Source organism: Collinsella sp. HCP28S3_E12 (genome assembly GCF_052065595.1).
Lineage (GTDB): Bacteria > Actinomycetota > Coriobacteriia > Coriobacteriales > Coriobacteriaceae > Collinsella.
The window spans coordinates 14043-40581 of the sequence record NZ_JBQHTS010000002.1; the positions used below are offsets into that span (position 1 = coordinate 14043).

Genomic DNA, 26539 nt, shown 5'->3' on the forward strand with positions numbered 1-26539 from the left:
GCCCCTTGCGCGTTGTGTGCCGCGTCGCCCGGCCGGACAGCCACGCATGCTACAGGTTCTTGACACCCATCGCGCGCATGGCGTTCAGGATGGCGATGATCGCCACGCCCACGTCGCCAAAGACGGCGAGCCACATGTTGGCGATGCCAAGCGCCGCGAGCACCAGAATCAGCAACTTAATGCCCAGTGCAAAGATGATGTTCTGCCGAACAATCGTCATGGTCTTGCGAGCCACGCGGATTGCACGGGAAATGTTGGACGGCTTGTCGTCCATCAGCACAACGTCCGCTGCCTCGATTGCGGCGTCGGAGCCCATGGCGCCCATGGCAATGCCCACATCGGCACGGGTGAGCACGGGCGCATCGTTGATACCGTCGCCCACAAAGGCGAGCTTGCCCTTGCCCGATTCGGTCGCCAGCAATGCCTCGACGCGCTCGACCTTGTCACCTGGCAGAAGCTGCGCGTGGAACTCATCGACTCCCAGCTGATTGGCCACGGCGGCGGCCACTTCCTCGCGGTCTCCCGTGAGCATGACGGTGCGCTTGACGCCGGCGGCGTGCAGCTCGCGAATCGTTTGCTCGGCATCGGCCTTGACGGTGTCGGCAATTACGATGTGACCGGCATAGACGTCATCGACCAGCACATGGAGGATAGTGCCGACGACCTCGCAATCGGGCGCTTCGATGCCGACCGCGGCGAGCATCTTGGCGTTGCCGACGACGACGTGCTTGCCGTCGATGTTCGCCGTCACGCCATGGCCCGCGTCGTTGGTGGAGTCGCATACACGCTTGGGGTCGAGTTGGCCCTGGAAGGCGGCGCGCACCGACTGCGCGATGGGGTGGTCGGAGAACGACTCGGCGAGGGCTGCGACTTCAAGCAGCGATTGCTCGGTATAGCCGCCCTCGGGGTGCACCGCGACGACCGAGAACGTGCCGTTGGTGAGCGTGCCGGTTTTGTCGAAGACGACGGTATCCACATCGGCGAGCGCCTCGAGGTAGTTGGAGCCCTTGATGAGAACTCCCAGCTTGGACGCGCCGCCGATGCCGCCAAAGAAGCTCAGTGGCACGCTAATTACGAGTGCGCACGGACAGCTGACGACGAGGAAGGTCAGGCCGCGTAGGATCCAATCGGACCAAGCACCGGTCACCAGGCCGCCGCCGAGCGCGAGCACCGCTGCCGCGCCGGTGACGGCGGGCGTGTAGACGCGGGCGAACCGTGTGATGAAGTTTTCGGTGCGCGCTTTCTTCTCGCTGGCGTTTTCCACGAGCTCCAGGACGCGCGCGACGGTGGACTCGCCAAAGGGTTTGGTGGTGCGTACGCGGATAAGACCCGTCATGTTGATGCAGCCGCTGATGATATCGTCGCCGGTCTTGGCGGTACGGGGGACCGACTCGCCGGTGAGGGCGGCGGTGTCGAGCTGGGTTACGCCCTCGACGATAACGCCGTCGATGGGCACGCGCTCGCCGGGCTTGATGACAATGACGGTGCCGACGGCGATGTCATCGGGAAAGACCTGCTCGAGCGTGCCGTCAGCCTGCTCAACGTTGGCGTAATCGGGCGCGATGTCCATCATGGCGCTGATCGATTTGCGGCTCTTGCCCACGGCGTATGTCTGGAACAGCTCGCCGACCTGGTAGAACAGCATAACGGCGGCGCCTTCGGCCATGTGCGGGTCGGTATCGGGGAAGAGCACCGTGGCAAACGCGCCGATGGTCGCGACGGCCATGAGGAAACTCTCGTCGAACGCCTTGCCGCGGCGGATGTTGCTGAATGCCTTTTGGAGCACGTCGTAGCCGGCAATCAAAAACGGCACGAGGAACAGCACAAAGCTGGCGTAGATGTTGCCGGGCTCTCCAAATGCGATAGTGAGGGCGCCGAGCTCATCGAGGGCGTACACCACGACAAAAATACCCAGCGCTACCAGGATGCGGTTGCGTTTATGCTCGAGTGACTCTTTTTTCTTGCGCTTCTTCTTTTTCTTCTTGGGGTCGGCGGTGGCCATGACTCGTATCCTCCCATTTGAATGTATGAACACTCGCTCATGTAATTTCGCGAGCAAAGGCCGCGGCAAGCGCGGCCTTGCGTATCAGCGTATGCGCAGGCTAGAGAATGATCTCGCAGTCCGGCTCGGCGTCGGCGGTGAACTCCACGACGCGATCGAGGACCTCGTCGAACTCAGCGTCGTCGGCTTCGAGCGTCAGCTTCTGAGTCATAAAGTTGACCGAAACGGATTTGACGCCCTCGAGCTTGGCGAGTTCGTCCTGAAGCTCACGCGCGCAGTTGGCGCAGTCGATCTCGTCGAGCTTGAACTGCTTTTTCATGATGGGTTCCTTTCCCTGTATTTGCGGCTTGGGTGCAGGCCGCGCTGGTACCGTGGTTGGTCGCTATTCGCAGATGTGGCTCATGCCTTGGTTGAGCATGGTGTAGACATGATCGTCGGCGAGCGAGTAGAGGATGTTGCGCCCGTCGCGCCGGAATTTAACCAGGTGCGACTGTTTGAGCGTGCGCAGCTGGTGCGACACCGCGGACTGCGAAGTCGCAGTCGCTTCGGCGATGTCTGCCACGCAGAGCTCGCGGCCCATGAGAGCGTAGAGGATCTTGATACGCGTGGTGTCGCTGAAAACCTTGAACAAGTCGGCAAGGTCGTACAGCAGCTCCTCGTCGGGAAGGTCCTCGGGCGAGCAAGTGGTGGGGATGTCGGGCACGATGGCGGTGTCGATGTCGGTCCTTATTTCATCGGCGTGTTCGCTCATTGCAATATCCTTTCATATGAACATGTGCTCATATAACTTACTTCCGAGTATATGAGCGCATGTTCATATGTCAATATAATTTGCGAAATTTTTTGCTGTCGATTGGCCCCAGAGGCGGCTAAGGGCATTGGTTGGTGCTGATAAGGCCGCCGATGCCAACGTGGGTATCCTAGCGACGTGCAAAAACGGGAGTTTTCAGCATCGACGAGGGGTTATTTATTGCATGATACGGCGTCGTTTGCCGCCACAGGGCTTTACTGGAGTGCAAATGGCAATAGATATTCCTCAGCTGTTGCCTAACTTACATCGAAAACAGCGGCTTCGGTGCAAAATGGGGCAATTCGGCCGCCCTCGGATACTCGGCTCTGCTGAAAACTCCCGTTTTTGCACGTCGCCGGGATACCCACCTTGTCAGTCCGCCTCTGTTCTGGCCCCGTACACCCTGCCTTCGGGTGTGGAGGTGCTTGTTTGGGCGAACTCCGGGCAATCCAGCTCGATGACTTGCATGTCGTCGATGGCCGGGACATCGTTGATCGTCGGGTCGTCCAGCGAGATGCCCTCGAGCACTGCGCGCTCGAGCTCAAGTGCATTACCCTGCGCTGCGTCTTGACGGAGGAGCTCCTCAATACGCTTCTTTTCCTCGATAAATCTCCTGAGCACAAATTGTCGCAGCTCTTCTTGCTTGATTGCGAAATCTTTGGGCAGGCGCGATGGGCGAATGCCCTCCTTTCGCTGGATTGCCTCCATAATCCTGGCGAAGGCGCTGGCGTGCATAAAGGAATAGCGACTGACGGTAATGATTCCGTAGCCCATGGACGCCAGCGCGTTCTTGCGCTCTTCGTCAATGGCGCGGTCTTCTTCGGCATCGTGCTGAAATCCGTTGTATTCGATGTCGGTTCGGGACCGCTTGAGATATGCATCCATATAGAACTTTTCGCGCCGCGTGAGATTCTTTGCAGCAGCTGTGACCTTTACTTCGTAGTCGGTCTCGATCTCGCTAATGCCAAGACCGCCCTCGCGCCTGGGTAGCGTGAGCATCATGACAAACGCCGTTTCCATCGGCGATCGGCATCCGTCCCGCACGCATTGGATGGCTTTTCGGGCAAGTTCGAGGCCCTTGCAGTCGATGAGGGAGTTAAAGAAATGTTTAAGGCTCGAAGTCGAGGTGAGCGCGAAGCGCTCGGTATAGGATGTCGAGGCATCGTGACCAAGGGAATAGGCTCCACACAGTTCGAAGTAGTACTCCACAAGTTCTCGAAAGGGAAGATAGGTTGCGGCCTGAAGCGCACAGAGTTCGACGCCGACAATATAGATGTCGTCGGCAAGCTTGATAAAGCGCGAGCCCGCGAATCGCTTGGATGATACGTGGCACTTGCAGCCCGTCATGCTGCGCACGTTTGCGCGCTCGAACACCGTTGTATCGAGCGGGGCATCGTTATCCAGTGCGACGTTGTGCCTGGCGAGCCAGTCGGCGGCAGAGTCGAGCAGCTCCTTGCTGGGGCGCGCCCCGTAGATCTTGGCAGGGCTGCAGGGCTCGGTGCCAATTGCGGATACCGAGTATGCGGCTTGGTAGACCGCTTTTGCCGTGTTATGTGAAAGCACGATACTCATACAGATAGCATGGCAGACCAGGCAGCGGGGCTCGCAATGAACGCCAAGGTAAAATGTCGCGGCATAACAAAAGCTGTCCAAGCGCTTGACGCCAATGATGGAGAAAGATGCTATTTGGAGCATTGTCGCAGCTCGCTGGCTACGCAGACCTCCACAACTGATGCTGGTCAGCATCGTTTTGATGCAAAGACGGCGTCAACAAAAATGTGCAATTTGGCTTGAACATGCGCAGATGAAGTTCTTGGTTATGCGGCGGCTAGACATCGGGGGCTGGAGGGCCATGTTGTACGGCGCGAAAAACGGGCCGATATCCGCTTGGACATCGGCCCATTTTTGCGTCGCTTGAGGGGAGCGCCTCCGCGTGTCGCTTTTGCGCGGGGCGCTATGGTCCGGCAAGTGTTGCTCGCGAATGGCGCCTCTGCTTGGCAATCTACTTGGCAAACAGGTTTTTGAGGTTGAACTCGGCCTGCACCGTCCGGAGCATGAGGTCGGTGTCGTCGAGGCCCAGGTGCTGCTCGTTGGCGTCGGGCGCGAGGGTGCCGCGACGGCGTGCCCAGTTCTCGAGTGCGGCGGGCGCGGACTCGCGGGGGAGCGAGCGCACGTCGGCGTCCAGGCTGCGGCAGATCTGGCGCGAGTCGATGACGATAATCTTGCCGGCTCGGCGCGCCTCGGCATAGCCGTCCAGATGGATCTTGAACCAGCTGTCCTCAAAGGCGGCGTTGTGCGCCATGTACGGGTATTTCTTCATGAGCTTGAGCAGCTGCTTTTGCAGCTCCTTGTTCTCGCGGAAGGGCGTTTTGCCGTCGATGTCGTCCCAGGTGATGTGATGGATATTCGACAGCGGCACATCTTCGCCGCGGTAGATATCGGGCAGGCCGCAATAGTGTGCCTCGGCGTCGTGCGGGACGGCGTCGCTGGTGAGCTCCATGATCTCCCAGCCCACGTTGATGATGTAGCCGCGCTCGGGTGCACGGCCGGTGGTCTCGATGTCGATGCCGAGCACCGTGCCCTGGATGGGCTTGCGGGCGTACGCCACGCCGAGCGCGTCGCGGTCGCCGCGGATCTCGCGCATGACGGACGCGGCGGTGCGCTTTTGCATCTTGCCGATGCCGGCGCAGGTATCGGCGACGGACAGACCGCGCGAAAGCGTCACGGGCGTCACGTTGCGCAGGCGCGCCTCGCCAATCTGGTCGCATAGGTCGCGGTTGCGGTCGGCCAGGTCGCGCACGGTGGCAAAGTCGAAGCCAGGGTCGCCCTCGGCGGTAAAGTACTCGGTCTCGAGCACCTTGAGGGCCTCTTCGCCTTTTTGACGCTCGGATTCCATGGCGGCGTGATCGCCATAGATGAACATGGGGATAAACGGCTGGCGCTCGTATTCGAGTGCTTGCGAAACGTTCATATACTGCTCCTTGGACGGGCCGCGTCGTGCGGCTCGGGGTCATTGAGATGTGGCGAGATGATAGTTTACCACAGGCAACTATTGGCATCACGCCTAGGACAACTACAATACCCTAGTTGACCGCTAGGACTTTTACAATGCTGCCGAAAGACACGAAAGGTTCCATCCGTCATGGATTTGCTGATTGATATTTTGCTCGACGCCGGCAAGGACACGCTCTCGCTGGTGCCGTTCTTGTTGGTGACATATCTGGCCCTCGAGACGTTAGAGCATGTGGCGGGCGATCGCGTCAACGGCGCCATCAAGCGTGCCGGCGCCGCTGGTCCCGTGGTTGGCTCGTTGCTGGGCATGGTGCCGCAGTGTGGCTTTTCGGCGATGGCGGCAACGCTGTACGCCGGTCGCGTCGTGACGTTGGGCACCCTGGTGGCGGTGTTTCTCTCGACCTCCGACGAGATGCTGCCACTGCTGCTTGCCGAGCAGGTTCCCGTGCAGACCATGGCGATGCTTTTGGCTTCGAAGGCGCTGATCGCGCTGGTCACGGGCTTTATCGTGGATGCCGCCATTCGCGGCTTGCGTCGCAACGCCCGTGCTCATGCGGCGATCCGCCGTACCGTGTTGGGAACCGCCGCCAATCCGGCGCACGTTAACTGCGCGCATGACGATCACAGCGGCGGTGACATCATCGACGAGGTGGCCGAGGCGGGCGTGAGCGCCGACCACATCCATGAGCTGTGCGAGCGCGATCATTGCGGTTGTGATGAAGACGAGGACGAGCGTGACCACGGACATGGCCACGACCACGGACACGAGGGCGAGCACGAACACCACCACGGTCACTCCCACTCACACAAAGGCGCGCCCGTCCTGTCGATTATCCGCAGCGCGATCTCGCACACCGTGCAGGTTTCGGTATTCATTTTCCTGGTGACGCTGATTCTGGTCGCCGTGCTCGAGACCTTCGGCGAGTCCGCGATCGAGCAGTTCCTGCGCGGCAACGAGACGCTCGCCGTCCTGGGTTCGGCGCTTGTCGGCCTCATTCCCAACTGCTCGGCGAGCGTGGTCATTACGCAGCTGTATCTGGAAGGCGCGCTGCAGCTGGCACCGATGCTCGCCGGCACGCTCATTTCTGCCGGCGTGGGTTACCTGGTGCTGTTCCGCACCAACCGCAGCGCCCGCGAAAACGCGGTGTTCCTGGTCATGATGTACGTCATCGGCGCGGGCTGGGGCCTTATCCTTTCCGCCTTTGGCCTCTAAGTAGATGTTTGAGGTATTCCGTAAAAACTGGGGCATGCCTCAAACATCTACCGCCATGACCGGCGTTGGATGCGCGCCAATCGCCAAAACAAAAAGGTAGATTTTTAGGCATGTCCCAAAAATCTACCTTGGTTAGCGCAGCAGGTCGGTGAGGTTGCGCTTAAAGCGGGCGCGGTCTTCGCTGGTGAAGGCTGCCGGTCCACGGGTGCGACCGCCGGCGCGGCGCACTTTCTTTTCTTCGTGACGAATAAACAGCTGCATATCGATGGTGGCTTTGTCGTACACGCGCCCGCGCACGCCGATGGCGGCGGCATCGCGACCGAGCACCATGCTCGCCAGGCCAATGTCCTGTGTCACGACCACATCGCCTGCCTGCAGACGCTCGATAATGGCAAAGTCGGCGCTATCGGCGCCCACGCTCACGTCGAGCGTTGTGACCCAAAAGCCACGTCGCGCGTGCTCGGCATCGCGCGGGTCGTCACGGCGAATGTGCCGCTCCAGGTTTTGCGTGCTGTTGCCGGCGACCACCACGGCAACACCCGCCCGTCGCGCGCAGTCGATCGACTCACGCGTGACCGGGCAGGCGTCGGCATCAATAAACAGCGTTCGCGGCATCTAGTGCACCAGCTTGCCAAAGCGGATAGCGCGAATAACCAGCGTCACGCCAAACACCAGGAGTGCAGCGCCGGTAAAGATGACGAGCATCTTTGCCGACCACAGCGGATAGATGAACACGAACACGCCGGCGATGATGGAGAGCGCGCCGCTCAGGATGGCGAGGGCACGGTTGGAAGAAAGCTCGGACTCCAGAATCGACATGATGCCCTCGACAATCCAGCCAAAGCCGGCCACGACCACCACAAGCGTGCTGAGCGTCGCGGTCGAAAGTGCCTGGTTGCGCAGGATCACCACGCCGCCCAAGATGATGAGCAGGTTGGCGAGGATGCTCGTGACGCGCCAGCCGGCGGGCAGCAGCGGCTCAAAAATGGCGGTGAACAGCCTGACGCCAGCCGTGATCACAAAGTAGAAGCCCAGTACGGTCGTCAAAAAGACGAGGGTCTTAGCGGGTGCAAACAGCAGCGCGATGCCAGCGATGAGCGCGATGACACCCGTGGCGGCGTAGATCCAGCGCACGGCTTTAATCGCCTTGCCTGCCATGCTTTTCTCGTCAAATCCAAACAGACTCGATTGCTGGTCGTCATTCTTAAAGATGCCCATGAGGCCTCCTTTCCGTGCGGCGTAAGCCGCGATCGTTACAACCAGTATCGCCTAAAGGAGCTGGCGTATGGGCCGGGGAGGGCGAAACGCAACTCAAAGGCCCCGATTTGTTTCCGTTGTTCCCCACGTTGCGATTTTCTATTCAACAGGTGTAGAACATTGCAGCTCTGTTCGTTATTGCCTGCGTTTTAGGTTAGATTTTCCTAAGAACAATTGGCTTTTTGGGGGTCCCTATGAACGAAGCAGTTCCCGCGGTGCCGTCGAGCGCCGAGTCGATGGCAAAGCAGGGTTGCGAAAAGCTTGGCCTGGATGCGTTTGATGCGCTGGTCCGTCGCGCCCGCACATGCCGCCGTTTTGACGAGTCCATGCGCGTGCCGCGCGAGTTTTTGCTCGAGCTGGCAGAGCTGGCGCACCTGGTCCCCTGTGGCGCCAATGCTCAGCGCTTGCGTGTTCATGTGGTGAGCGGTGCCGAGGACTGCGCTCGCGTGTTTGACGAGCTTGCATGGGCCGGGGCGCTCAAGGACTGGCCGGGTCCTGTCGAGGGCGAGCGTCCGACCGGCTACATTGCAATTCTTGCCGAGCGCACCGTTCCCGGCAAGCCCGCCGCGCCTATCACCGAGGTCGACACGGGCATCGCGGCTCAGACGATGATGCTCGCCGCGCGCAGCGCAACGCCCGAGGTGGCGGCTTGCATGTTCAAGGCCTTTACGCCCCGCGCGATCGATGCGATGGGGCTCGATAACGACAAGTACGAGCTCAAGCTGATCATGGCTTTTGGCGTGCCGGCCGAGACCCAGGTTATCGACGCGATCGATTCCAACCCCGACGGTTCTATTAATTACTGGCGCGACGAGGCGCAGGTGCATCACGTGCCCAAGCGTCCGCTTGCCGACGTGCTGGTGTAGTTGCGTCGTTGCGGCGCGATTCGGCGGCAAACCACCACAAAGGTGCCTGTCCCCTTTGTGGTGGTGCGAGGGGAGGGCGTGTGTCCGATCTGTATTTGGTTCGGCATGGGCAGACCGAGCTTAACGTGCAGAACATTTTGCAGGGCTGGCAAGACTCGCCGCTCACGGAGCGCGGGCGCGAGCAGGCACTGGCGACGCGCGCGGCGTTTGAGGCGCGCGGCATCTCCTTTGACCACGCGTATACGTCTCCGTTGGGTCGGGCGCGCCACACGGCCGAGCTGATCGTTGGCGAGGATCTTCCCATAGAGCCGGTCGATGATTTGCGCGAGTGGCGCCTGGGCACGCTGGAGGGCACATCAAATCGCGATATGCCGCCGCAGCCCTGGGGCGATTATCCGGTGGCTTTTGGTGGCGAGTCGGAAGGCGAGCTTCGGGCGCGCATGGTCGCGGCGCTGTCCCGTATTATGGCCCGACCGCAGCACGATCGTGTGCTCGCGGTCTCTCATGGCTCTGCCTGCCAGGAGTTTCTTAGATGCGTGACCGGCGGGGGAGAGCAGCCCGACAACGGTGCCGTGCTTCATTTTGGCTATTGCGACGGGGCGTTTTCGCTCCTTGATTGGTAACGAACGAAAGGACCCCTATGAACAAAGATTTGTATCTGGTCCGTCATGGACAGACAATATTCAACCTTAAACGCATTATTCAGGGATGGAGCGATTCTCCGCTCACGCAGTTGGGCTGCGAGCAGGCGGCGCGTGCCGGTATGTTCTTGCGTGCGCGTGGCGTTGAGCCCGATCACGCCTACACCTCGACGCTGCACCGCACCGAGCAGACTATCGCCAGCCTGTGGCCGGGCCTTGCCTACGAGCGTCTGGATGGCCTGCGCGAGTGGTTCTTTGGCGACTTTGAGGCCGAGCGCGTGATGCTGATGCCCGAGCGTCCGTGGCGTGACTTTTATCGTCAGTTTGGCGGGGAGGGCCAGATGCAGGTACGTGAGCGCATGGTGACGACGTTGACCGATCTTATGCGACGTCCGGACCATTCGTGCGTGCTCGCGGTGAGCCATGCCTCGGCCATCAAGGAGTTTTTGGACCACTCTAGGGGAGCGGCGGCCGACGAGCGCGAGCGCGTGCCGGGCAACTGCTCGGTTCTGCATTTTGCGTTTGACGATGCAACCGATACGTTTGAACTGGTCGAAGTCTTTACGCAGGAGGATTACGCGCGTGAGCTGGGGCTAGAGCCGCTCGTGGCGGCGGCGGGCCCGCGGCGTGGATGACGCTGGCGTTGCGGCGCGGTTTGCCGGCGTAATTGTTTGATGCGAAAGGGGCGGGGATGCATGCGCATGTATCCCCGCCCCTTGCTTGTTGAGCTGACGAGTCTTTGTGCTGGGCGTTTAGGCCCCGTTAGAACCGTGAGATCTGGTGAGTGAGCAGACCCGTCGGAACCTGCGGCGCGCCGCCGCTGACCTGCGCGGCGGGGAACAGCACGGCCACGGTAAAGTTGAACGGCTCTTTGCCCGTGTAGGTGCCGGCTGCGCGGGCCTCGTCTGCCAGGAGCTGCGCCGCCCCTGCCAGCGCGGCAGCGTAGGCGGGGTCGTCGGCCAGTGCCGGCTCCGGTGCCTGATCGAGCATGGCTCGGATGGCGGCAACGGCGTCCTCGCGCTTGACTTCCCATACGCGATGCGTAATGCCTGCGGGATCGGTGACGGCGTAGAGCGATGCGCCCTCTTTTGCGGCGCCCAGGATGATATCCATGACGGGCGACGCCTCGTAGGCGAGCGACACGGGGCGCGGCTGCACCTTGAGCTCGGTGATCGCGCGCGCGGCGCCGAGTGCGTCGACGCTCTCGGCGGCGGCCTCGTCGCTACCCGTCAGCACGTTAACCGGGCAGATCGCCACGACACCCGTTACGCGTCCCGGCTCTCCGGAGCATTCGTACACGTAGTATGGCGCACCCGGATCCTTGAGCATGAGCCCATCGGCAATCGCACCGCGCAGGGCTTCGTTGTTACTCAGAATGCTGTCCATCGCAGGCAGCGCCTCGAGCGCACGGTCCTGAGCCGGGCGGATGCAGGGAAACGGAAGAGCTTTCATGGACAGTCCTAACGCGCGAGTCGGTTTGTTCGCGGCTTATTATGCCCCAACTTGGCTATTCGCGCCCCAGAGCGTGTTGTCGGCGAGCGCGATCAGCACCCGCTGGCAGCGAACGATATCGGCATGGGGCACATGCTCGTTTGGCTTATGCGCGAGCGCGAGCGAGCCTGGGCCATAGCTCATACAGTTGCGGTTACCCGTCTTGCCGGCAATGACGGCAGTGTCGGTGTAGCCGGTAAAGAAGCCGACGGTCGTGTCCGCGCCTGTCACGTCATCGGCGGCACGCTTGAGCGCGGCTAGAAGGGGAGAGACCGGATCGCGCTCGATGGCGGGGCGGTCGCCTGTCACGGTATAGCTTCCATGGCAACCGGGGACTGCGGCTTCGGCGTCGGCGATGGCCTGCTCTACCATGCGCGTCGCGGCGGCCGTATCGGTCGGCGGCGTCAGGCGCATATCGACCCAGACCTTGGCGCGGTCGGGCACGACATAGGGGCGATAGCCGCCCTCGATCTGTCCAAACGTGATGGTCGAAGCCCCCAGCTCCTCATGTGCGGGCAACGCTGCAAACGCATGGCGCAGCGCACAGACGGCCTCGGCCATGGCGGCGACGGCATCCGCTCCCTTCCAGGGCTGGCTCGCATGCGCCGTGACGCCGGTCATCTCGATCTCGAACCATGTGCGACCCTTGTGCGCCACCTGAATCTGTCCGTCGGTGGGCTCGGTGTCCAGCACCCATTCGCGCGAGCCGACCCAGCCGGCATCGATGGCCGCCTCGGAGCCGCGCATAAAGTCCTCTTCGTCAACCGAGCAAATAAGCGAGAAGCCGCGGTGGGGCAGCTCGCCCTCTGCCGCCACGCGCTCGAGTGCGTGGACAAGTGCGGTAATGGCGCAAGCCAGGCCGCCCTTCATGTCGCAGGCGCCGCGGCCATAGAGTTTGTCGTTGCGCACGGTCGCCCCGAGTGGCGGCGTGTCCGCGTTCCAGCCATCTCCTAGGGTGACGGTATCCATATGGCAGATGCAGACGAGTCGCGCCTCGTCGCTCACACCCGGCACGGTGACCATAAGGTTGCGGCGCCCGGGGAGTACTTCGAGCTCTGCAACCTGCACGGCATCGAGCGCAGGACTATCAAGCTGCGCCAGCTGCTGTTCAATGAGCCTCTTAATGAAGTGTTCGATCTCGCCTTCGTAGGCGCCCGGGTCCGAGCTATCAATCTTCACGAGCTCCTGCGTAAGCCCCCAGGCAAAGTTCTCATCAACCATACGAAACCTCACAATCAGTTTGCTTCCAAAACCGATTGTAAGCCACCTGGAAGATTCGCGACGTGTGCGTAGCAGTATTAACCGTTCACAGGCCGAGCCATCGCGTTTGGCGTCCGGGCAGGCTCACAAACGACGCAGTGGGTACGTATCCTTCATGGATGACATGCTGTGCGACATATCTGCCTTTCGGTATCACCGGATACCTCCACAGGTCTTGGCAATAATGCCGGACCTGCCCGATTCTGCGGACGATCCGCGCAGGGAGCATCTTTGTGAGCATCCGCTTGTCAAGTATTTCCTGGGCACTCCGTTACACGTGTTGGCGCAGGGCCTCTGCGGGCGTAAGGGCGGCCGCATTGTCAGGCATGTTTGGAACGGGGAGAGGCCGTTTGGCTCCGTGCGGCAGACAGAGTTTGGCCTCGATGTCGCGTCCCCGCTCTTTACCCTACTGACCCTGGCTTCCTCGGTCTCAAATGAGCGCCTGATCATGTGCATGTATGAGATGTGCGGCACCTTTGCCGTGTGCAAGATTGCGCCTCAGGTAAAGTCGGCACTTGAGCAGGCGTATGGGAGCCGGTGGGGTGACGCACGGTTGGGCTGGGAAAACGTAAAGGATGCCTCGGGGAATCCAACGGACCTGTGGAAACGACCGCCCTTGATTGAGCTCTCTGAACTAACCGAGTACGTCGATAAGATCCAGGGGCTCCGCGGTGCTAAATCGTTCACGCGTGCCGCGAAATGCATTACGGGGGTTGTGGCGTCGCCGCTCGAGGTCCAGGCTTCGATGCTGTTTGGCCTTACGAGGTTGCGCGGCGGCGAAGGGCTGCGCCTTACCAATAACGTTGAGATTCGCATGACGCGCAGCGCCCGCCTGATTTCGGGGCTTGATAGGCGCTACGCCGATATCCTGCTGTCAAATAAGGACGGCAGCAGAGAGTGCCTGGTTGAATGTCAAGGTAAAGCCATTCACGGATCCATAGAATCCAAGATCTCGGACTCCGATCGAACGACGGCCCTTCAAGCGATGGGATATCCTGTCGTTCTGATGACCTATGGTCAGCTGGTCGACTCCGATGCCTTCCGCGTGGTGATGGAACTCATCATGTCCTATCTCGATGTGCCGTTGAAAGACAAGACGCCGCGGCAGCAGGAGCTCGAACGGCGGCTTCGTGAGGAGATTTTTATCGATTGGGCGGGAATGTAGCCGTGCGGGTGGAAAACGGTCGCGCGGACTAGAGTTTTGGTCGCAAAAAGGCTTCAATTTCGCCTTTGGAGGGCCCTAAAAATGCTATCTAGAATAAGTTGTTTCGGAAAATAGACAGTCAACTTACATTCGGCACAGAGAGATCGATTTTTACCTACTAAAGTCCCTGATAAAGCTGTTTATCAGAGCAGGTGCGCTCAGTGATTTAGGCATGACTGTCGATTATCCGAAAAAACTTATTCTGGATAGCATTTTTAAAACCAGCCGGAGCAACGAAATCGGCCCCCGTTTCGCGAAAACGGGGGCCGAATGAGCTTCATTGCCTGTCTGGCAGGCTTGGCGCCGACGCTACTTGATCACGCGTACGCGATACATCGACGGAATCTGCTTGAGCGCCTCGATGGTGCTGCTGTCCAGGTGCTCGTCGGTGTCGAACATGGTGTAGGCGTTCTCGCCGGCAGACTCGTTGGTCATGCGCTGTACGTTGGCGTTGTCCTTGGCCAGGATGGCCGTGATCTGGCCGATCATGTTGGGCACGTTGGCGTGCAGACAGGCGATGCGGCTCGCGGCGCGCGCCTTGCCCATGCTGCAGGCGGGGTAGTTGACGCTGTGCGCGATGTTGCCGTTCTCCAGGTAATCCTTGAGCTCGCTGATGGCCATATCGGCGCAGTTGGCCTCGGCCTCGCCGGTGCCGGCGCCCGAGTGCGTGGTGATAAACGTATTGGGCATCTTGACGGTCTTGGGCGTGGCAAAGTCACAGCTAAACCAGCTCAGCTTGCCCTCGCGCAGGGCGGCGTCAACGGCGTCCTCGTCAATGATGGTCTCGCGCGCGTAGTTGATGAGCACGGCGCCCGGGGCCAGCAGGTCGATCTGCTCGGTACTGATCATGCCGATGGTGTCGGCCTTGCTGGGCACGTGCACGGTGAGGTAGTCGCAGCCGCGGCAGAGGTCCTCGAGCGTGCCCACGCGCTGCACCTCGCGGCTCAGCACCCACGCGTGCTCGACGGAAATGAACGGATCGTAGCCGTAGACGTCCATGCCCAGGTCGACGCAGGCGTTGGCGACCTTGGAACCCACGTTGCCTAGACCGATGACGCCGATGCGCTTGCCCTTGAGCTCGCGGCCCACAAAGGCCTTCTTGGCCTTCTCGGCATCGACCTGAATCTCGGGGTCGTCGGCGTTGTCGCGCACCCAGTTCATCGACTGCACCACGCCGCGGCTCGAAAGCACCAGCATGCCCAGGACGAGCTCCTTGACGGCGTTGCTGTTGGCACCGGGGGAGTTAAAGACGACGACGCCCTTCTTGGCGTACTCCTCGATGGGGATGTTGTTGACGCCGGCGCCGCAGCGGGCGATGGCGCGGATGCCCTCGGGCAGCTCGTAGCCGTGCAGGTCGGTGGAGCGCATCAGGATGGCGTCGGCCTCCTCGGCGGTGCCCACAAACTCGTAGCCCTCGCCAAACTCGACCTTGCCGTCTTTGGTTATGTCGTCGATGGTTTTGATCTTGCGCATGAAAAACTCCTTAGCGGGTTTGTTTATAACAAGTGGTTTGAAGTGGCTGGTCGGCCCGCGGGTTGCGGGCTAGTTAGATCGCGGACTCAAACTATGCTGCGCTTCGAAGTCCTTCATGTACGAGGCCAGTGCCTGCACGTCTTCCATGGTTACGGCGTTGTAGACGCTCGCGCGCATGCCGCCCACCAGGCGATGGCCCTTGACGTTTTGAATCTGGTGCTCGGCCGCGCCTGCGACAAAGGCCGCGTCGAGTTCGGCGTCGCCGGTGCGGAAGGTGACGTTGGCGATGGAGCGGCTGCCGGCCTGCGTGGTGCCATGGAACAGCTCGCTGTGCTCGAGCAGGTCATAGAGCAGGTTGGCCTTGGCCCAGTTGCGCTCGGCCATGGCGGCAAGTCCGCCGGTTTGCTCAACCCAACGGAACACCTTGCCGCACACGTAGATGCCAAAGGTGTTGGGCGTGTTGAGCATGGAGCCCTTGGCGGCTTGGGTTTTAAGGTCCAGGTACTGCGGCGTCTGCGCAAAGGCTGGGCCATCGGCGATGAGGTCGTCGCGCACGATGACCACGGTCACGCCCGCGGCGCCGGCGTTTTTCTGTGCGCCGGCGTAAATGAGCCCGTAGCGCTCAACGTCGAGCGGCTGCGACAGAAAGCAGCTCGAGACATCGGCGACCAGCGGCACATCGCCGCAAGCGGGCAGCTCGTGGTACATGGTGCCAAAGATGGTGTTGTTCTGGCAGATGTAGACGTAGTCGAGCCCGTCGCCCGCGGCCTCGGCGGCAATGCGCGCGTTGATATTGGCCATGGTGGGAATGCGGTCGAAATTGGTGTCCTCGGAGCTCGCGAGCAGCACGGCCTCGCCGTACTTTGCGGCCTCCTTGTACGCCTTGTTGGCGAAGTTGCCGGTCACGACGTAGCCGGCGCGGCCGCGGCGCATGAGGTTCATGGGGATGCCCGCAAACTGCAGCGTGGCGCCGCCCTGCAAAAACAGGACACGGTAGTTGTCGGGGATGCTCAGCAGGCGGCGCAGGGTTGCCTCGGCGTCGTCGATGATCTGCTGGTACATGCTAGATCGATGGCTCATCTCGAGCACGGACATGCCGCAACCGCGGTAGTCCATCATCTCGTCGGCGATCTCGGCGAGCACGCTTGTAGGCAGTGCGGCCGGGCCAGCTGAGAAGTTGTGCACACGTGCCATCTTCTAGTTCCCCTCGTAGTCGTTTGAACGTTCGGGATACTTTAGCACAGTGGAGCGCCAGGCGCGACCGCATCACGGTAAAACTCGACTGCACTGCTATGATTTACAGGATGGTTACATGGGGGGCTACTTGAGTAGTTTGAATCTACTCAAAGGGTTCTTTCGATGGTCCTCGATTGCCAGGATGCTGATGTTTCGCTGCTCAACATCCACGTGGTAGTACACACCGTAGTGCGCGCAAAAGAAGACCCTGCAGTCAATGGGCGGAAAGGCTGCCTGATAGTAGGGGTCGTACTCTTCCCCAAAATAAGGATGCTCGGCTAGAAAGTCGATGAGGTTGCCGATTCTGGCGTAGATTCGCTCCGAAGGAATCTCGGCATAGGCATAGAGTGCCTCGTCAGTCATGACAACATCAAAAGGCTTATCAAGTTCGTCGAGCTCCGAGTAGAACTCGACGTCTGCGTTATCCAATTTCATGGCGAGCCGCCCTGATGCGATCTGCATCTGCCTTGGCCTGTTTCCACGGTCGCACACGACCGTTTACTAAGTCGTCGTAGCCACGCGTGATGGCTCGCTGGATGCGTTCTTCGCGCTCCTGAATGGCGGTTAGTGCGCGCGTCTGCTCGTCATAGGCCTCGGCATCCATGACGACAAGCGATGCCGATCCGTTTTTGGTCAGGTAGACGGGCTCTTTGGTTTGGTGGCAGCTATCCGCTATGGAACCAAAGTTGCGTTGCAGATCGGAAATAGGCTTTACGACAGGCATATGAAACTCCTTACATAGAATCATATGTATAGTTTTATCTTGATTATAGCGTAAAGACAAATGAGGACATGGGCGAGCAACCTTGCTTGTCCCATCTGGTGGCAGAAAGACGTGTATGATGCGCGGCGCGTCCGCGCGACAGGTCCATTTTAATTGCCTTGCTGCCAAGGAAAATGAAAGGGCCTTCAGGCGTGCGCGATTGCCGTTCACCGATTAAAACTACCGCTCATCAGCATATGCACAGTTGATTTATTGCACAACAAAATGTTGCTAAACAAAAACGTTCGCAAGTGGCGTATGAAGTAATCATTGGCATAATTCTTCCTTTTTTCCAATACAGCTAGTGGGTTGTTTGGGGAATATCGGGGGGTCGTTTCTGTATGGACAACAATGCTGTGAGTGCAACAAACATTTCAATGGACGTAAACGCGTACTACGAGTCGCTCATTCTGGATGCGGTCGCGCAGGCCGAAGCCCCACTGCACGAAGCGCTGGTGCGCTCGAGCGTGTATCGCACCATCAATGACTCATACGAACGTGCACTAGCCCAACTAGTTATAGGACGCGAACTTTTATACGCCAACGGCGAGTACAGCATGGCGCCCGGTGCGGCCAAGGAGGTGGCGGAACCCGCAGGGGAGCCGGTGGCTGCTGATGCCATTGAGCTTGAGGCTGTTAAAAGCGAAGGTGACGAGGGCGAAAACACTGGGGACGGGGACGTTGACGGCACCGTTGTTGATGATGAAAACGTTGAGTCTGAAGAGGCTGCGCCTGAGGCCGTTGAGTGCGAGGCCGAAGAGCCCGAAGCCACAGAGCCTGAGACACTTGAGCGCGCGGCGGCGCCGTGGGCCGACGACGCCGATATTGCAGAGCTCGATGCCGTTGAATCCGTTACTCCTGAGGGCCCTGCACCTATGGCTTTTGGTCCCATTTCGTTGCGTGCAGATTCGACCCTTGCGCAGCTGAAGGTTAATGAGCGCAGCTGGCCTATTCCCGTTGCCGTGGGTGTTTCGTATGACAAGAAACCGGCCGACGGTCTGTCTCTCATGGGATACGAGTCGCCGACGGAGCCTGCAGAGGTGGCGGACGAGCAGCAGGAGCCGGCTCAAGTCGAGCAGCAGGAGCCGGTGCAGCCTGAGTGTCCCAGGCTCACGCTGTCTTCCGAGCCGCAGCAGCTGGTTATTTCCTTCTCGGATAGCCTTGAGGCCGAGGCCGCCACCGAGCTCGAGCAGCCCGCGCTTGTGCTCGAGTCTGAACCCGAATCCATTAAAGAGACCGTGACCGTCGCGGACCCCGAAGCCGAGATTGCGCCCATTTCTGAATCCGAACCAGAGCTCGAACTTGAGCCCGGCGTCATGGCTGCATCTAAGTTTGAGCCTTCCGAGGACGCCGTTAAAAAGCTCGAGCGTCCCAAGTACCTGAGCGGTTGGGACGACCCGCGCTGTGTGTTTGATACCGAGACCCAGGTTGCCTTTCTCGACAAGCATGAGATTCACGATGTGTTTTGCCTTGTGCGCAAGTTGGGCAAGGCTGAGGACGAGACCTTACGCATTGCTTTCGAAAAGCATCTTACCGCCTATGCTTTGCCGCTATCTCCGCAGTATCGCGCGCAGGCGCCAGAGCTCGGCAGACTCTCGGGCAATGCGAGGCTGACATTTGACATCTATGGTAATCTGCGCAGCATTGGGCGTGATTACCGTGCCTACGCGAACATTAAAGGACCGATTAGCGAAACACTTAGCACGGTGTATACGAGTGGCGGCGCACCGCTATCGCTGTGGAACCTTTCGATTACTCCGGCAATTCAGCGTAAATTAAAATGGACCCTTAAAATCTACGACCTGCCTACGCTGCTCACCTACAATGCTACGTCGTTACGGAAAAGCGGCCTCACATCTTCTGAGGTTGGTTCGATTATCGATGCTTTAAATGAGTGGCCATCGGGTCGTTTGCAGCTGGGAAAAACCAAAGACGAAATGGAACTTGCCCGTCTGGCTGCAATAGGGGGCTGGTATCCAGCTGCCGGCACGCCGCTCGAGCGCGTCGAGGCAGTTAACCGTCTTGTCAGGGATACCATTAACCGTCTGCAGCGCGAAGGCCTTGCCGTAAACGAGCCTTCGTTCCGTCTACTCTTTTGTACCAGGCTGGCGGGTAGGCTTGCGACGGGCACTAACGAAGAGGACGCTGTCAATTCGGCGCTCACGAGTCTCAAAAGTGAATATCCCGCCTTTAGTGCAGCGGTAAAAACGTTTGAGCGCCTGAACTTTGAGCTGCCCCAGGATCAAGAAGATATTGAGGCCAGCAATACGGAATCTACCTGCGAAAATGCAAATTCGGCAGACGACGTTATTACGTCGGTCGATGAGGTTCAACCGGGCGGCGAGGTGGGTGCTCAGACGGAAGCGCTTGAAGCGCAGTCCGCTCACGAGTCTGAGCAGCCGCCGGTGCAAGATCTTACGCTGGAACAGGCGCTTAAGCTTGCCGTGGGCCAGGACATTGTAAAGTTCAATAGATGGTTCACGGATCTCGCATACCAGGACCGCATCCTGATGGGCTATATGCTCATCGATGACAAGCCGGCTCGCTGGATGGATAACCTTGGTAAGTCTGCTTGGAAAATCCGCGAGCGTTACGATGCCCTTATGGCGGGGCGACCAACGTTTGACGTCGATACATTTGGTCCGCTCTTTCATACGTATAAGCTTTCCGCCAAGGAGTTTTACGGCCTTACGCAAACCGCGCAGCCTGCATTCCTGTATATGAAGCGCGTATACGGACAGGGCACCATTCCGTTTAAATATGCAAGGGTCGATAAGGACCTTGCGCCGTCTGTATGCGATGTGGTTCGCGCGTACCTTGCGAGCATGGAAACCGAAAACGCTGACGAACCGGCCGAGGAGAAGGCCGCGCCGGTGGAGCAGGCTGTCGCGCCGACACCCGAGCCCGAGCCTGCGACCGAGCCCGAGCCCGCGCCGACACCCGAGCCCGAGCCCGCGCCGACACCCGAGCCCGAGCCTGCGACCGAGCCCGAGCCAGACCAGATGCCTGACTCTGCCGCTCCGGAGCCAGCTCCCGCCCCGGCCCCACAACAGCCGGCAAAGCCCTTTACCAGCAAGGTCGAAGACCTCACCGGCAAAGGCCCCATGTCCATCGATGCATGGCTGGCGTTGCTGCCCGCCGACGATGCCGACCTGCTGCGCTGGGTCTTTAGCGACAAGCCCCTTATGGATTACCCTCACAAGCCGGCCGGACTCGGTCCTCTGCGTCGACGTCGTGATGACCTGATCAGCAACCGTCCGCAATTGGACGAGGATCAGTTTAGTTCGTTTTACACGTGTTACGACCTTACCGTGGAGACGTTTTGCGAGATAACACAGGCGTCTCCGATGGCCTTTGGCTATCTGAAGGCCATTAAAGTCTCGAACAGGTTTAGTCTTCGCCGAGCCGCCAATGATCCGACATTGCCGCAGGAGTGGCGTGATAGGATAGCGCAGCTGCACCGCCGTCCTGCCGCGGATACGCTTCGAGCGCCTGTAAACATCGAAAAGGATAACGCCTCTCAGCTCGAGCAGATTGCGCGTAAAAAGCTGGGCAGCTTCTCCACGCGCGGTGCCGCGCTGCGTGCCTTTGCCGAGACCGGAGCTGTTGAGGAATACCACACGCTCAAAGACATCCGCATCAAGTACCAGCGGTTTTTGGATGATAACAAGTGCGGCTTTAAACAGATGTTGATGATGCCTTCCGAAGACACCAAGTGCTTTAACGAATTACGCGGCACCGGAAGTTTTTTGGTGGCGCGTGGCAACAAGATACGCTCCTACAAGGTCGACAGCCGCTTTACGTCCGAGTTGCGTCAGATCCTGACGCTCGCCGCCGGGCGCAATATCGAGTGCGGCGCGGGTCTTATCCTGCGCGAGAACAAGGAGTTGTGCGACCTATACGACGTGCGTGATGACGAGGAGCTCTACGAGATTATCCGCACGTACGTGCGCCCGGATACGGTGCACGGTTTGCGGACGGTTGTGTCCCCCGTGATACGCTTGGGCGAGACGGATCGCAAGCGTCAGATGCTCGATGTACTGCGCGACGCGGGCACCGAGCTGTCGCGCGAGGAGTTTGCCCAGCGCTACGCGGACAAGTACTGCATAGACACGAAGACGGTTCGCAGCAACTACCTGCGCGACATGAACGCATATCTGCGCAACGATCGCTACTCGTATGTCGATGTCGACCTTTCTGCCGAGCAGCAACAATTCATCAAGGACATGGTGCCCGAAGACTACGTATCGCTGCCGTACGTCAGGGCGAGCTTTATTGCTAAGTTTGGCTCCACGTCCGGTCGTCTCATTAACGATCAGACGCTCGCGCCCCTGGGCTTGGAGGTCTCGAGAGACCTGATTGTTAAAAAAGGCGTTGACCTGCGGAAATCGTTTGAAAAACTGCTTATGTCGCGCGATAGCTTTGCCTATGGGGCGCCGGGGTTTGGTGATGAAGTCATTAACCACCATGACTTTAGGCTGGCAATAGCTCAGTTGCTACGCAACTTCACCTTTATCGAGTGTAATCACGGTTCATTTATTTCGCTCAAGCACCTAGAGGAGTCGGTGGGAATTCGACGTACAGACCTAAGCTCGTATGCATATGCCGTTTCTGGTCGTACGGAGTCGGGCGTGCCATTTACAGTGGCAAGCCTGCGCAAGCAGGGCTTTGAGCACAAGCTCGATGCTGTGGCAGAGGAGTGCGGCTTTGACGAGGCGTTTTTCGACTCGATTGTTGTGTACGGGCTGCCGCAAGAACAGATTAGGCGCACCCGCTTAGGCGGCACCTACATGTTCTGCCGAAAGGAAGGGAGTTTCTCCATTGCCGATGCGGTCGAATATGTCGCCAAGCAAAGGGGCCCCATTGGTGTAGACGACCTTATCGATGTGTTCCAGGACGATTACGGTGTGGTCTTTAACGCTTACGACATCATCAGGGCGGTCAAGGACAAAGACCTGTTCTACAACGAGGACCTTGACATGGTCATGCCCAACAAGGAAGCGAATGCAGCTTATCTGCGCGAGCTGTATATCAAAAACAACCAATAGGAGGAGTCAACATGAACCTGCTCGAGATGATCGGCGACGGCGTCAACATTAAGCCGACCGGAGCCAACCACAAGATCGTGATCGACGGCAAGCCCGAGATGTATCCCGTCTACAGCATTAAGCTCGAGTTGTTGCGCTACAACGTGCAAAACGACCGCATTGCCTCGTGGATTAGCCGCTACAAGGCCGAGCATGGCGAGGGCGCGTTTAACGAGCTGGACGTCGCGGCCTGTAACGACATCATTGAGGGTTTTATCGTCGACAGCAATAAGGACGCCATCGAAAAGACGCAGCGTAGCATTGCCCTGCGTTCGCAGGAGCGCCCCGGCGTGGTGCTGGCCGACGGCCTGATCGTCGACGGCAACCGCCGCTTTACCTGCCTGCGTCGTCTTGCCGCCGAAAACCCAAGCTTTGGTTGGTTTGAGGCTGTCATTTTGCCTGAGAGCCTGGGTAACGATTCCAAGAAGATCAAGATGCTGGAGCTTTCGATCCAGCATGGCGAGGAAGAGAAGGTCGGCTACGATCCCGTCGACCGCCTGGTGGGCATCTACAACGACATCATCAGCTCCAACTTGCTCTCTAAGGAGGAGTACGCCCAGTGCATTGGCGTTGAGCCCAAGGAGCTCGAGAAGGAGATTGTAAAAGCCCGCTATATGAACGAGTTCCTGGAGTTTGCCAACGCCAAGGACCAGTTTCACCTGGCGCGCGAGCTCAAGGTTGCCGGCGTTATCAACGACCTGCAGGGCGTGCTAAAAAAGTGCAAGAGCGACGATCAGGAAGAGGACGTTAAGAACATCGTCTTTGCCAACATGATTGCCGAGCCGCAGGGCGACATCGTGCGCTTTGTCCGCAAGATGAAGCCGATTCTGGAGGGCCCCGATGCGGATCGCTTTATCGAGCGCGAAAACGAGCTGGCCTTTGAGGTTGCCGAGCGCCTGAAGAACAAAGAGATCGTGACCTCGACCGACATCGCCGAGATTCGCGACGATGTTCAACTGGCGACAGCCTTCCGTGAGGTTATGGAGTCGGCCGAAAACACCACCAAAATGAACAAGGCTCTTAAGTCGCCCTCGCTTTCGATCATTCGCGCCATCAAGGACCTCGACCAAGTGGAGGAGTCCACCTTTGGTCTGCTGCCTGCGGACGAGATCGCCAATATCGCCGCCGAGGTCGCCAAGCTCGAGGCAAGGGTGCATATGATCAAGGACAAGATTGCGTACAAGATGGGCGAGGAAGCCTAAATGAAGCTGCGCCTCTCGTATAGCGACGGCATTTCCGTCGTGCCGCTCGACATGACGGTTGAGCAGCTGCGCCGCGAGCCGGTCTGGAAGATTCGGCTTTCGGCACTGCGCCGCTATGCGCCGAGCTATCGAGAGGCGGACGTGCTCTTTTCTCTGGGGATTGACGATCCAGGCGCCAAGCGCATCGTTGAGCTACTGCAGCAGGCGGCAAACTTTGGTGTGGACTGCGAAATTGACCCCGACTTGCTGCGAGGCCTTACGGCGCGTGAGGACTATCTGCGCGAGAAGGCGCGCGTGGGCCTGCTGATCAAGGCGCACGATGAATCGGTGGCCGATCGCTTTGATGAGTTCTGCCGCGCCGAAGACACCCTGATGCAACGCCCGCTCAAGGACCGCCAGCTGTGGGATGCGTTCTTTATGAGCGCCATGGGCCGCAGCGCCAATTTCTCCGTTCCCGGTTCGGGCAAGACGGCTTCGGTCCTGGGTACCTTTGCCTACCTGCGCGAGCGCGACCTGGTCGACCGCATCATCGTGCTTTCGCCCAAAAACGCTTTTGGCTCGTGGCGCGACGAGTGGGCCGCCTGCTTTGGCGCCGACCACCCGCTGCGTTCGCTGTGCTTTCACGACCCCGAGTTTCGCGGTCGTTCCACGCGCGACAAGTACAGCACTCTGCTGTTTGACTACAAGCGCTACGACATGATCCTGCTCAACTACGAGTCGGTCGCACTGGGGGAGGCGGCCGCACGCATTGCGGCCGATCGCGCCCTGGTGGTGTTTGACGAGGTGCACAAGGTGAAGCGTGTGGGCGGCAAGCGCGCAGCGAGTGCGGTGCAAATTGCCGCGGCGGCGCCGTACTTTATCGCGCTCACCGGTACGCCGATTCCCAACTCGTTTGAGGACCTATACAACCTGCTCCACTGCCTATGGCCGCGCGACTACAACTGGTACTTTGGCATGAGCGCCAATGCCCTTAAGTCGACGAGTGAGGACGACGTTGAGCATATCAATGAGTCCATCGCGCCGTTCTTTTGTCGTACGAACAAGCATCAGCTGGGCGTGCCCCAGGCCAACGAGGACCATCTGGTCGATGTGCCGGTGGAACGCTGGGAGCAGCAACTGTTCCAAAAGGTGCTGCGCACGCTTTCGGGCGAGCCGTTCGAGATGATCATTCGCCTGTTGCAGCTTTCGTCCGATCCGCGCATGCTGGCCGAGGATCTGAGCGCCGGGGACTATGCCGACTTGTTTGATGGCGAAGTGCAGACGGGGGCGGGCAAAGCGCTGGAAGGCCTGCAGGTGGATGACCGGCCCACAGCCAAGATGGTCGCCTGCCTGGACCTGGTCGAATCGCTGGTAGCCCAGGGCAAGTCAGTCATCGTGTGGTGCATCTTTAAGCGCAGCATCCGCAATGTGGTGCACGAGCTGCACGAGCGCGGCATTACGGCCCGCGCCATCAGTGGATCGACCGATATGCCCACGCGTGCCCGCGTCATCGACTCGTTTAAGGCGGGGGAGACGAGCGTGCTGGTCACCAACCCGCACACACTGGCCGAGTCGGTCTCGCTCCACAGCGTGTGCCACGACGCCGTCTACTTTGAGTGCAGCTACAACCTGGTGCACCTGCTGCAGTCCAAGGATCGCATCCACCGCCTAGGTCTGCCGCAAGAGCAGTACACGCAGTACCACTACCTGCGCGCCGTGTACGAACGCCGCGGCGGGCCGTGGTCGCTCGACCGCAACATCTACGAGCGCCTGCAGCACAAGGAGCAGGTCATGCTCGATTCGATCGACCGCGGCACGCTGGAGCCTGGCTATACCGACGAGCGCGATCTGGAACTGGTGTTTAAGGGCCTGTTTGATGACGAAGAGCAGCGGAACGAGGTCAACGACCAGGACGCCGCGGGCGATACGCAAGAACGCAAGGAGATGTAAACGATGCAGAAAGCCTTTCCCATCTTTGCCATGGAGCTGTTTTGCGATGGCTGGCTGTTTTTGGAGCATTCCGATGTGACGTGGGACGGGTCGTCGCACGCCGTTAAGCGCGTTCGTATCAACGCGGACAAAAGCGTATGGCTCCTGAGCCATACGCGCGATTATTTTAATGATGTTCCGAGCAACATCGATTTGTGCCAGCATGTCGGCACCACGCTCGTGGAGCTCGAGAAACATACTGAGTTGGTTGTTCCCCGCGACGATGTTTCGCCCCGCCTGCAGTTGCTCTTTGAGGGCGACTTGACGCCCATTACACTGGTGCAGCTGATGTGCGTGGGCGACTGGCTTTCGGTGCGTCAAGGCAATGAGGGCGAGATCCACGTTACCTACGACGAGCGTCTGGCTCAGCAGATTTCTGGGTTCGGCCTGTTTATGGCGAGCTTTGTCGAGTCGCTTTGCTCGCAGAGCACTATGTTGAGTGACGGATCGGTTGCCACGGTGTTCGAGGCAAGGCCGGCAACGGAGCCGGGCATATGCGCGTTTTTGGAGATGGATGAAGCGGCTTCCGCGGGGCCTAAACCCGAGGATGCGCTCGGTGTTGATCAGGAGCCCGAGCCCGCGCTCGAAGCGACGCCTGAGCCTAGCCCCGAGGTGTCGCCTGAGCAGGTGTCCGAGACGGCACCAGAGCTCGAGCCTGACATTGAGCCCGAGTCCGAGCTTGAGCCAGGGCCTGCATCGGAACCTGTCCCCGAGCCCTCTGCAAAAGAGCAGGAAAAGCTGCGCATCGCAAGGGAGGTAAAGGCAGCGCGCGACAAGATGGAGTTGCTGGACAAAGTACGAGGCAAGCTGCTCAACCGGCTGCTGGTGCTGCGCCGCGAGTATCCAGATCTTTCCAATCAGAGCGGTTCCAATCAGATTAAGGAATTGAGCGCGCAGGTGGATTGGCTCGACGACCAGCTCCGCGACGCGCGCCTTGCCTACGCCGAGACGCGCGCAGCGTCGCTGCAAGCGCTTAAGGAGCTGGGGCAGTAAGGCAGCAACAACCGTCACGACCCCGTACTTAAACGGTATCATTGGAAGGCATGTTTGCATCGCCCCGATGCAAATAAAAAG

The 26539-nt window shown here is 59.6% G+C and carries 22 protein-coding genes; 9 read left to right on the top strand and 13 right to left on the bottom strand.

Annotated elements, in window-relative coordinates:
- Positions 1 to 49: 49 nt before the first annotated feature.
- The 5 genes from ACTNBY_RS00970 to ACTNBY_RS00990 form a co-directional block, all read right to left on the bottom strand.
- The gene (locus ACTNBY_RS00970) at positions 50 to 2002 is read right to left on the bottom strand and encodes a heavy metal translocating P-type ATPase (RefSeq protein ID WP_441063031.1); all 1953 of its coding nucleotides are present in this window, start codon (positions 2000 to 2002) and stop codon (positions 50 to 52) included.
- A gap of 100 nt (positions 2003 to 2102) precedes the next feature.
- Positions 2103 to 2321 carry a cation transporter gene (locus tag ACTNBY_RS00975; protein ID WP_117583778.1) on the bottom strand — a complete coding sequence of 73 codons (219 nt, stop codon included), beginning with the start codon at positions 2319 to 2321 and terminating at the stop codon, positions 2103 to 2105.
- A gap of 63 nt (positions 2322 to 2384) precedes the next feature.
- Entirely contained in the window at positions 2385 to 2753 is a 369-nt protein-coding gene (locus ACTNBY_RS00980) for an ArsR/SmtB family transcription factor (protein ID WP_427747430.1), read from the bottom strand.
- A gap of 411 nt (positions 2754 to 3164) precedes the next feature.
- Positions 3165 to 4355: a hypothetical protein gene (locus tag ACTNBY_RS00985; protein WP_441063032.1), complete on the bottom strand. Its 1191-nt coding sequence runs from the start codon at positions 4353 to 4355 to the stop codon at positions 3165 to 3167.
- A 439-nt stretch (positions 4356 to 4794) separates the two neighbouring features.
- Entirely contained in the window at positions 4795 to 5763 is a 969-nt protein-coding gene (locus tag ACTNBY_RS00990) for a 3'-5' exonuclease (RefSeq protein WP_441063033.1), read from the bottom strand.
- Positions 5764 to 5934: 171 nt separating this feature from the next.
- On the opposite strand from ACTNBY_RS00990, the gene ACTNBY_RS00995 reads away from it, so the two are divergent.
- Positions 5935 to 7017, top strand: coding sequence for a putative manganese transporter (locus ACTNBY_RS00995; RefSeq protein ID WP_427719556.1), 1083 nt, complete (start codon positions 5935 to 5937; stop codon positions 7015 to 7017).
- Between the two features lie 132 nt (positions 7018 to 7149).
- Here ACTNBY_RS00995 and ACTNBY_RS01000 read toward each other — a convergent pair whose 3' ends face one another.
- Together ACTNBY_RS01000 and ACTNBY_RS01005 are read right to left on the bottom strand one after the other, a co-directional pair.
- The gene (locus tag ACTNBY_RS01000; RefSeq protein ID WP_154515742.1) at positions 7150 to 7632 is read right to left on the bottom strand and encodes a YaiI/YqxD family protein; all 483 of its coding nucleotides are present in this window, start codon (positions 7630 to 7632) and stop codon (positions 7150 to 7152) included.
- Positions 7633 to 8235, bottom strand: coding sequence for an HdeD family acid-resistance protein (locus ACTNBY_RS01005; RefSeq protein ID WP_118099399.1), 603 nt, complete (start codon positions 8233 to 8235; stop codon positions 7633 to 7635).
- Between the two features lie 233 nt (positions 8236 to 8468).
- On the opposite strand from ACTNBY_RS01005, the gene ACTNBY_RS01010 reads away from it, so the two are divergent.
- The 3 genes from ACTNBY_RS01010 to ACTNBY_RS01020 all read left to right on the top strand — a co-directional run bounded on the left by ACTNBY_RS01010 (position 8469) and on the right by ACTNBY_RS01020 (position 10416).
- Positions 8469 to 9140 (top strand): nitroreductase family protein, encoded by a 672-nt coding sequence (locus tag ACTNBY_RS01010; protein WP_441063034.1) that lies wholly within the window; start codon positions 8469 to 8471, stop codon positions 9138 to 9140.
- A gap of 80 nt (positions 9141 to 9220) precedes the next feature.
- Entirely contained in the window at positions 9221 to 9763 is a 543-nt protein-coding gene (locus ACTNBY_RS01015; protein WP_370450578.1) for a histidine phosphatase family protein, read from the top strand.
- Positions 9764 to 9780: 17 nt separating this feature from the next.
- The gene (locus ACTNBY_RS01020; protein WP_441048236.1) at positions 9781 to 10416 is read left to right on the top strand and encodes a histidine phosphatase family protein; all 636 of its coding nucleotides are present in this window, start codon (positions 9781 to 9783) and stop codon (positions 10414 to 10416) included.
- Between the two features lie 127 nt (positions 10417 to 10543).
- On the opposite strand, the gene ACTNBY_RS01025 is transcribed toward ACTNBY_RS01020, so the two are convergent.
- Positions 10544 to 11233 (bottom strand): DUF1015 family protein, encoded by a 690-nt coding sequence (locus ACTNBY_RS01025; RefSeq protein ID WP_441063035.1) that lies wholly within the window; start codon positions 11231 to 11233, stop codon positions 10544 to 10546.
- A 39-nt stretch (positions 11234 to 11272) separates the two neighbouring features.
- Positions 11273 to 12493, bottom strand: a complete 1221-nt coding sequence (locus tag ACTNBY_RS01030; protein ID WP_441063036.1) for a M20 family metallopeptidase — start codon at positions 12491 to 12493, stop codon at positions 11273 to 11275.
- Between the two features lie 397 nt (positions 12494 to 12890).
- On the opposite strand from ACTNBY_RS01030, the gene ACTNBY_RS01035 reads away from it, so the two are divergent.
- Complete coding sequence (locus ACTNBY_RS01035; RefSeq protein ID WP_441014830.1) at positions 12891 to 13697, top strand: hypothetical protein; 807 nt, start codon at positions 12891 to 12893, stop codon at positions 13695 to 13697.
- 348 nt (positions 13698 to 14045) lie between these two features.
- Here the strand turns inward: ACTNBY_RS01035 and ACTNBY_RS01040 are convergent, their stop codons facing one another.
- The 4 genes from ACTNBY_RS01040 to ACTNBY_RS01055 form a co-directional block, all read right to left on the bottom strand.
- Positions 14046 to 15209, bottom strand: a complete 1164-nt coding sequence (locus ACTNBY_RS01040) for a phosphoglycerate dehydrogenase (protein WP_427796062.1) — start codon at positions 15207 to 15209, stop codon at positions 14046 to 14048.
- Between the two features lie 69 nt (positions 15210 to 15278).
- Positions 15279 to 16403 carry a 3-phosphoserine/phosphohydroxythreonine transaminase gene (gene serC / locus ACTNBY_RS01045; RefSeq protein ID WP_441063037.1) on the bottom strand — a complete coding sequence of 375 codons (1125 nt, stop codon included), beginning with the start codon at positions 16401 to 16403 and terminating at the stop codon, positions 15279 to 15281.
- Between the two features lie 126 nt (positions 16404 to 16529).
- On the bottom strand, positions 16530 to 16880 hold the full coding sequence (locus ACTNBY_RS01050; RefSeq protein ID WP_441041988.1) for a type II toxin-antitoxin system RelE/ParE family toxin: 351 nt from the start codon (positions 16878 to 16880) through the stop codon (positions 16530 to 16532).
- Positions 16867 to 17169, bottom strand: a complete 303-nt coding sequence (locus tag ACTNBY_RS01055; protein WP_196032773.1) for a type II toxin-antitoxin system Phd/YefM family antitoxin — start codon at positions 17167 to 17169, stop codon at positions 16867 to 16869. Before ACTNBY_RS01055 ends, ACTNBY_RS01050 begins: the two co-directional genes overlap by 14 nt.
- A 380-nt stretch (positions 17170 to 17549) precedes the next feature.
- On the opposite strand from ACTNBY_RS01055, the gene ACTNBY_RS01060 reads away from it, so the two are divergent.
- Genes ACTNBY_RS01060 through ACTNBY_RS01075 form a run of 4 tightly spaced genes read left to right on the top strand, consistent with a single transcriptional unit; the run spans position 17550 to position 26458 of the window.
- Entirely contained in the window at positions 17550 to 22256 is a 4707-nt protein-coding gene (locus ACTNBY_RS01060) for a hypothetical protein (RefSeq protein WP_441063038.1), read from the top strand.
- Positions 22257 to 22267: 11 nt separating this feature from the next.
- Positions 22268 to 23497 carry a hypothetical protein gene (locus ACTNBY_RS01065; RefSeq protein ID WP_441063039.1) on the top strand — a complete coding sequence of 410 codons (1230 nt, stop codon included), beginning with the start codon at positions 22268 to 22270 and terminating at the stop codon, positions 23495 to 23497.
- The gene (locus tag ACTNBY_RS01070; RefSeq protein WP_441063040.1) at positions 23498 to 25426 is read left to right on the top strand and encodes a DEAD/DEAH box helicase; all 1929 of its coding nucleotides are present in this window, start codon (positions 23498 to 23500) and stop codon (positions 25424 to 25426) included.
- A 3-nt stretch (positions 25427 to 25429) separates the two neighbouring features.
- Positions 25430 to 26458, top strand: a complete 1029-nt coding sequence (locus ACTNBY_RS01075) for a hypothetical protein (RefSeq protein ID WP_441063041.1) — start codon at positions 25430 to 25432, stop codon at positions 26456 to 26458.
- The last annotated feature ends 81 nt before the right edge of the window (positions 26459 to 26539 follow it).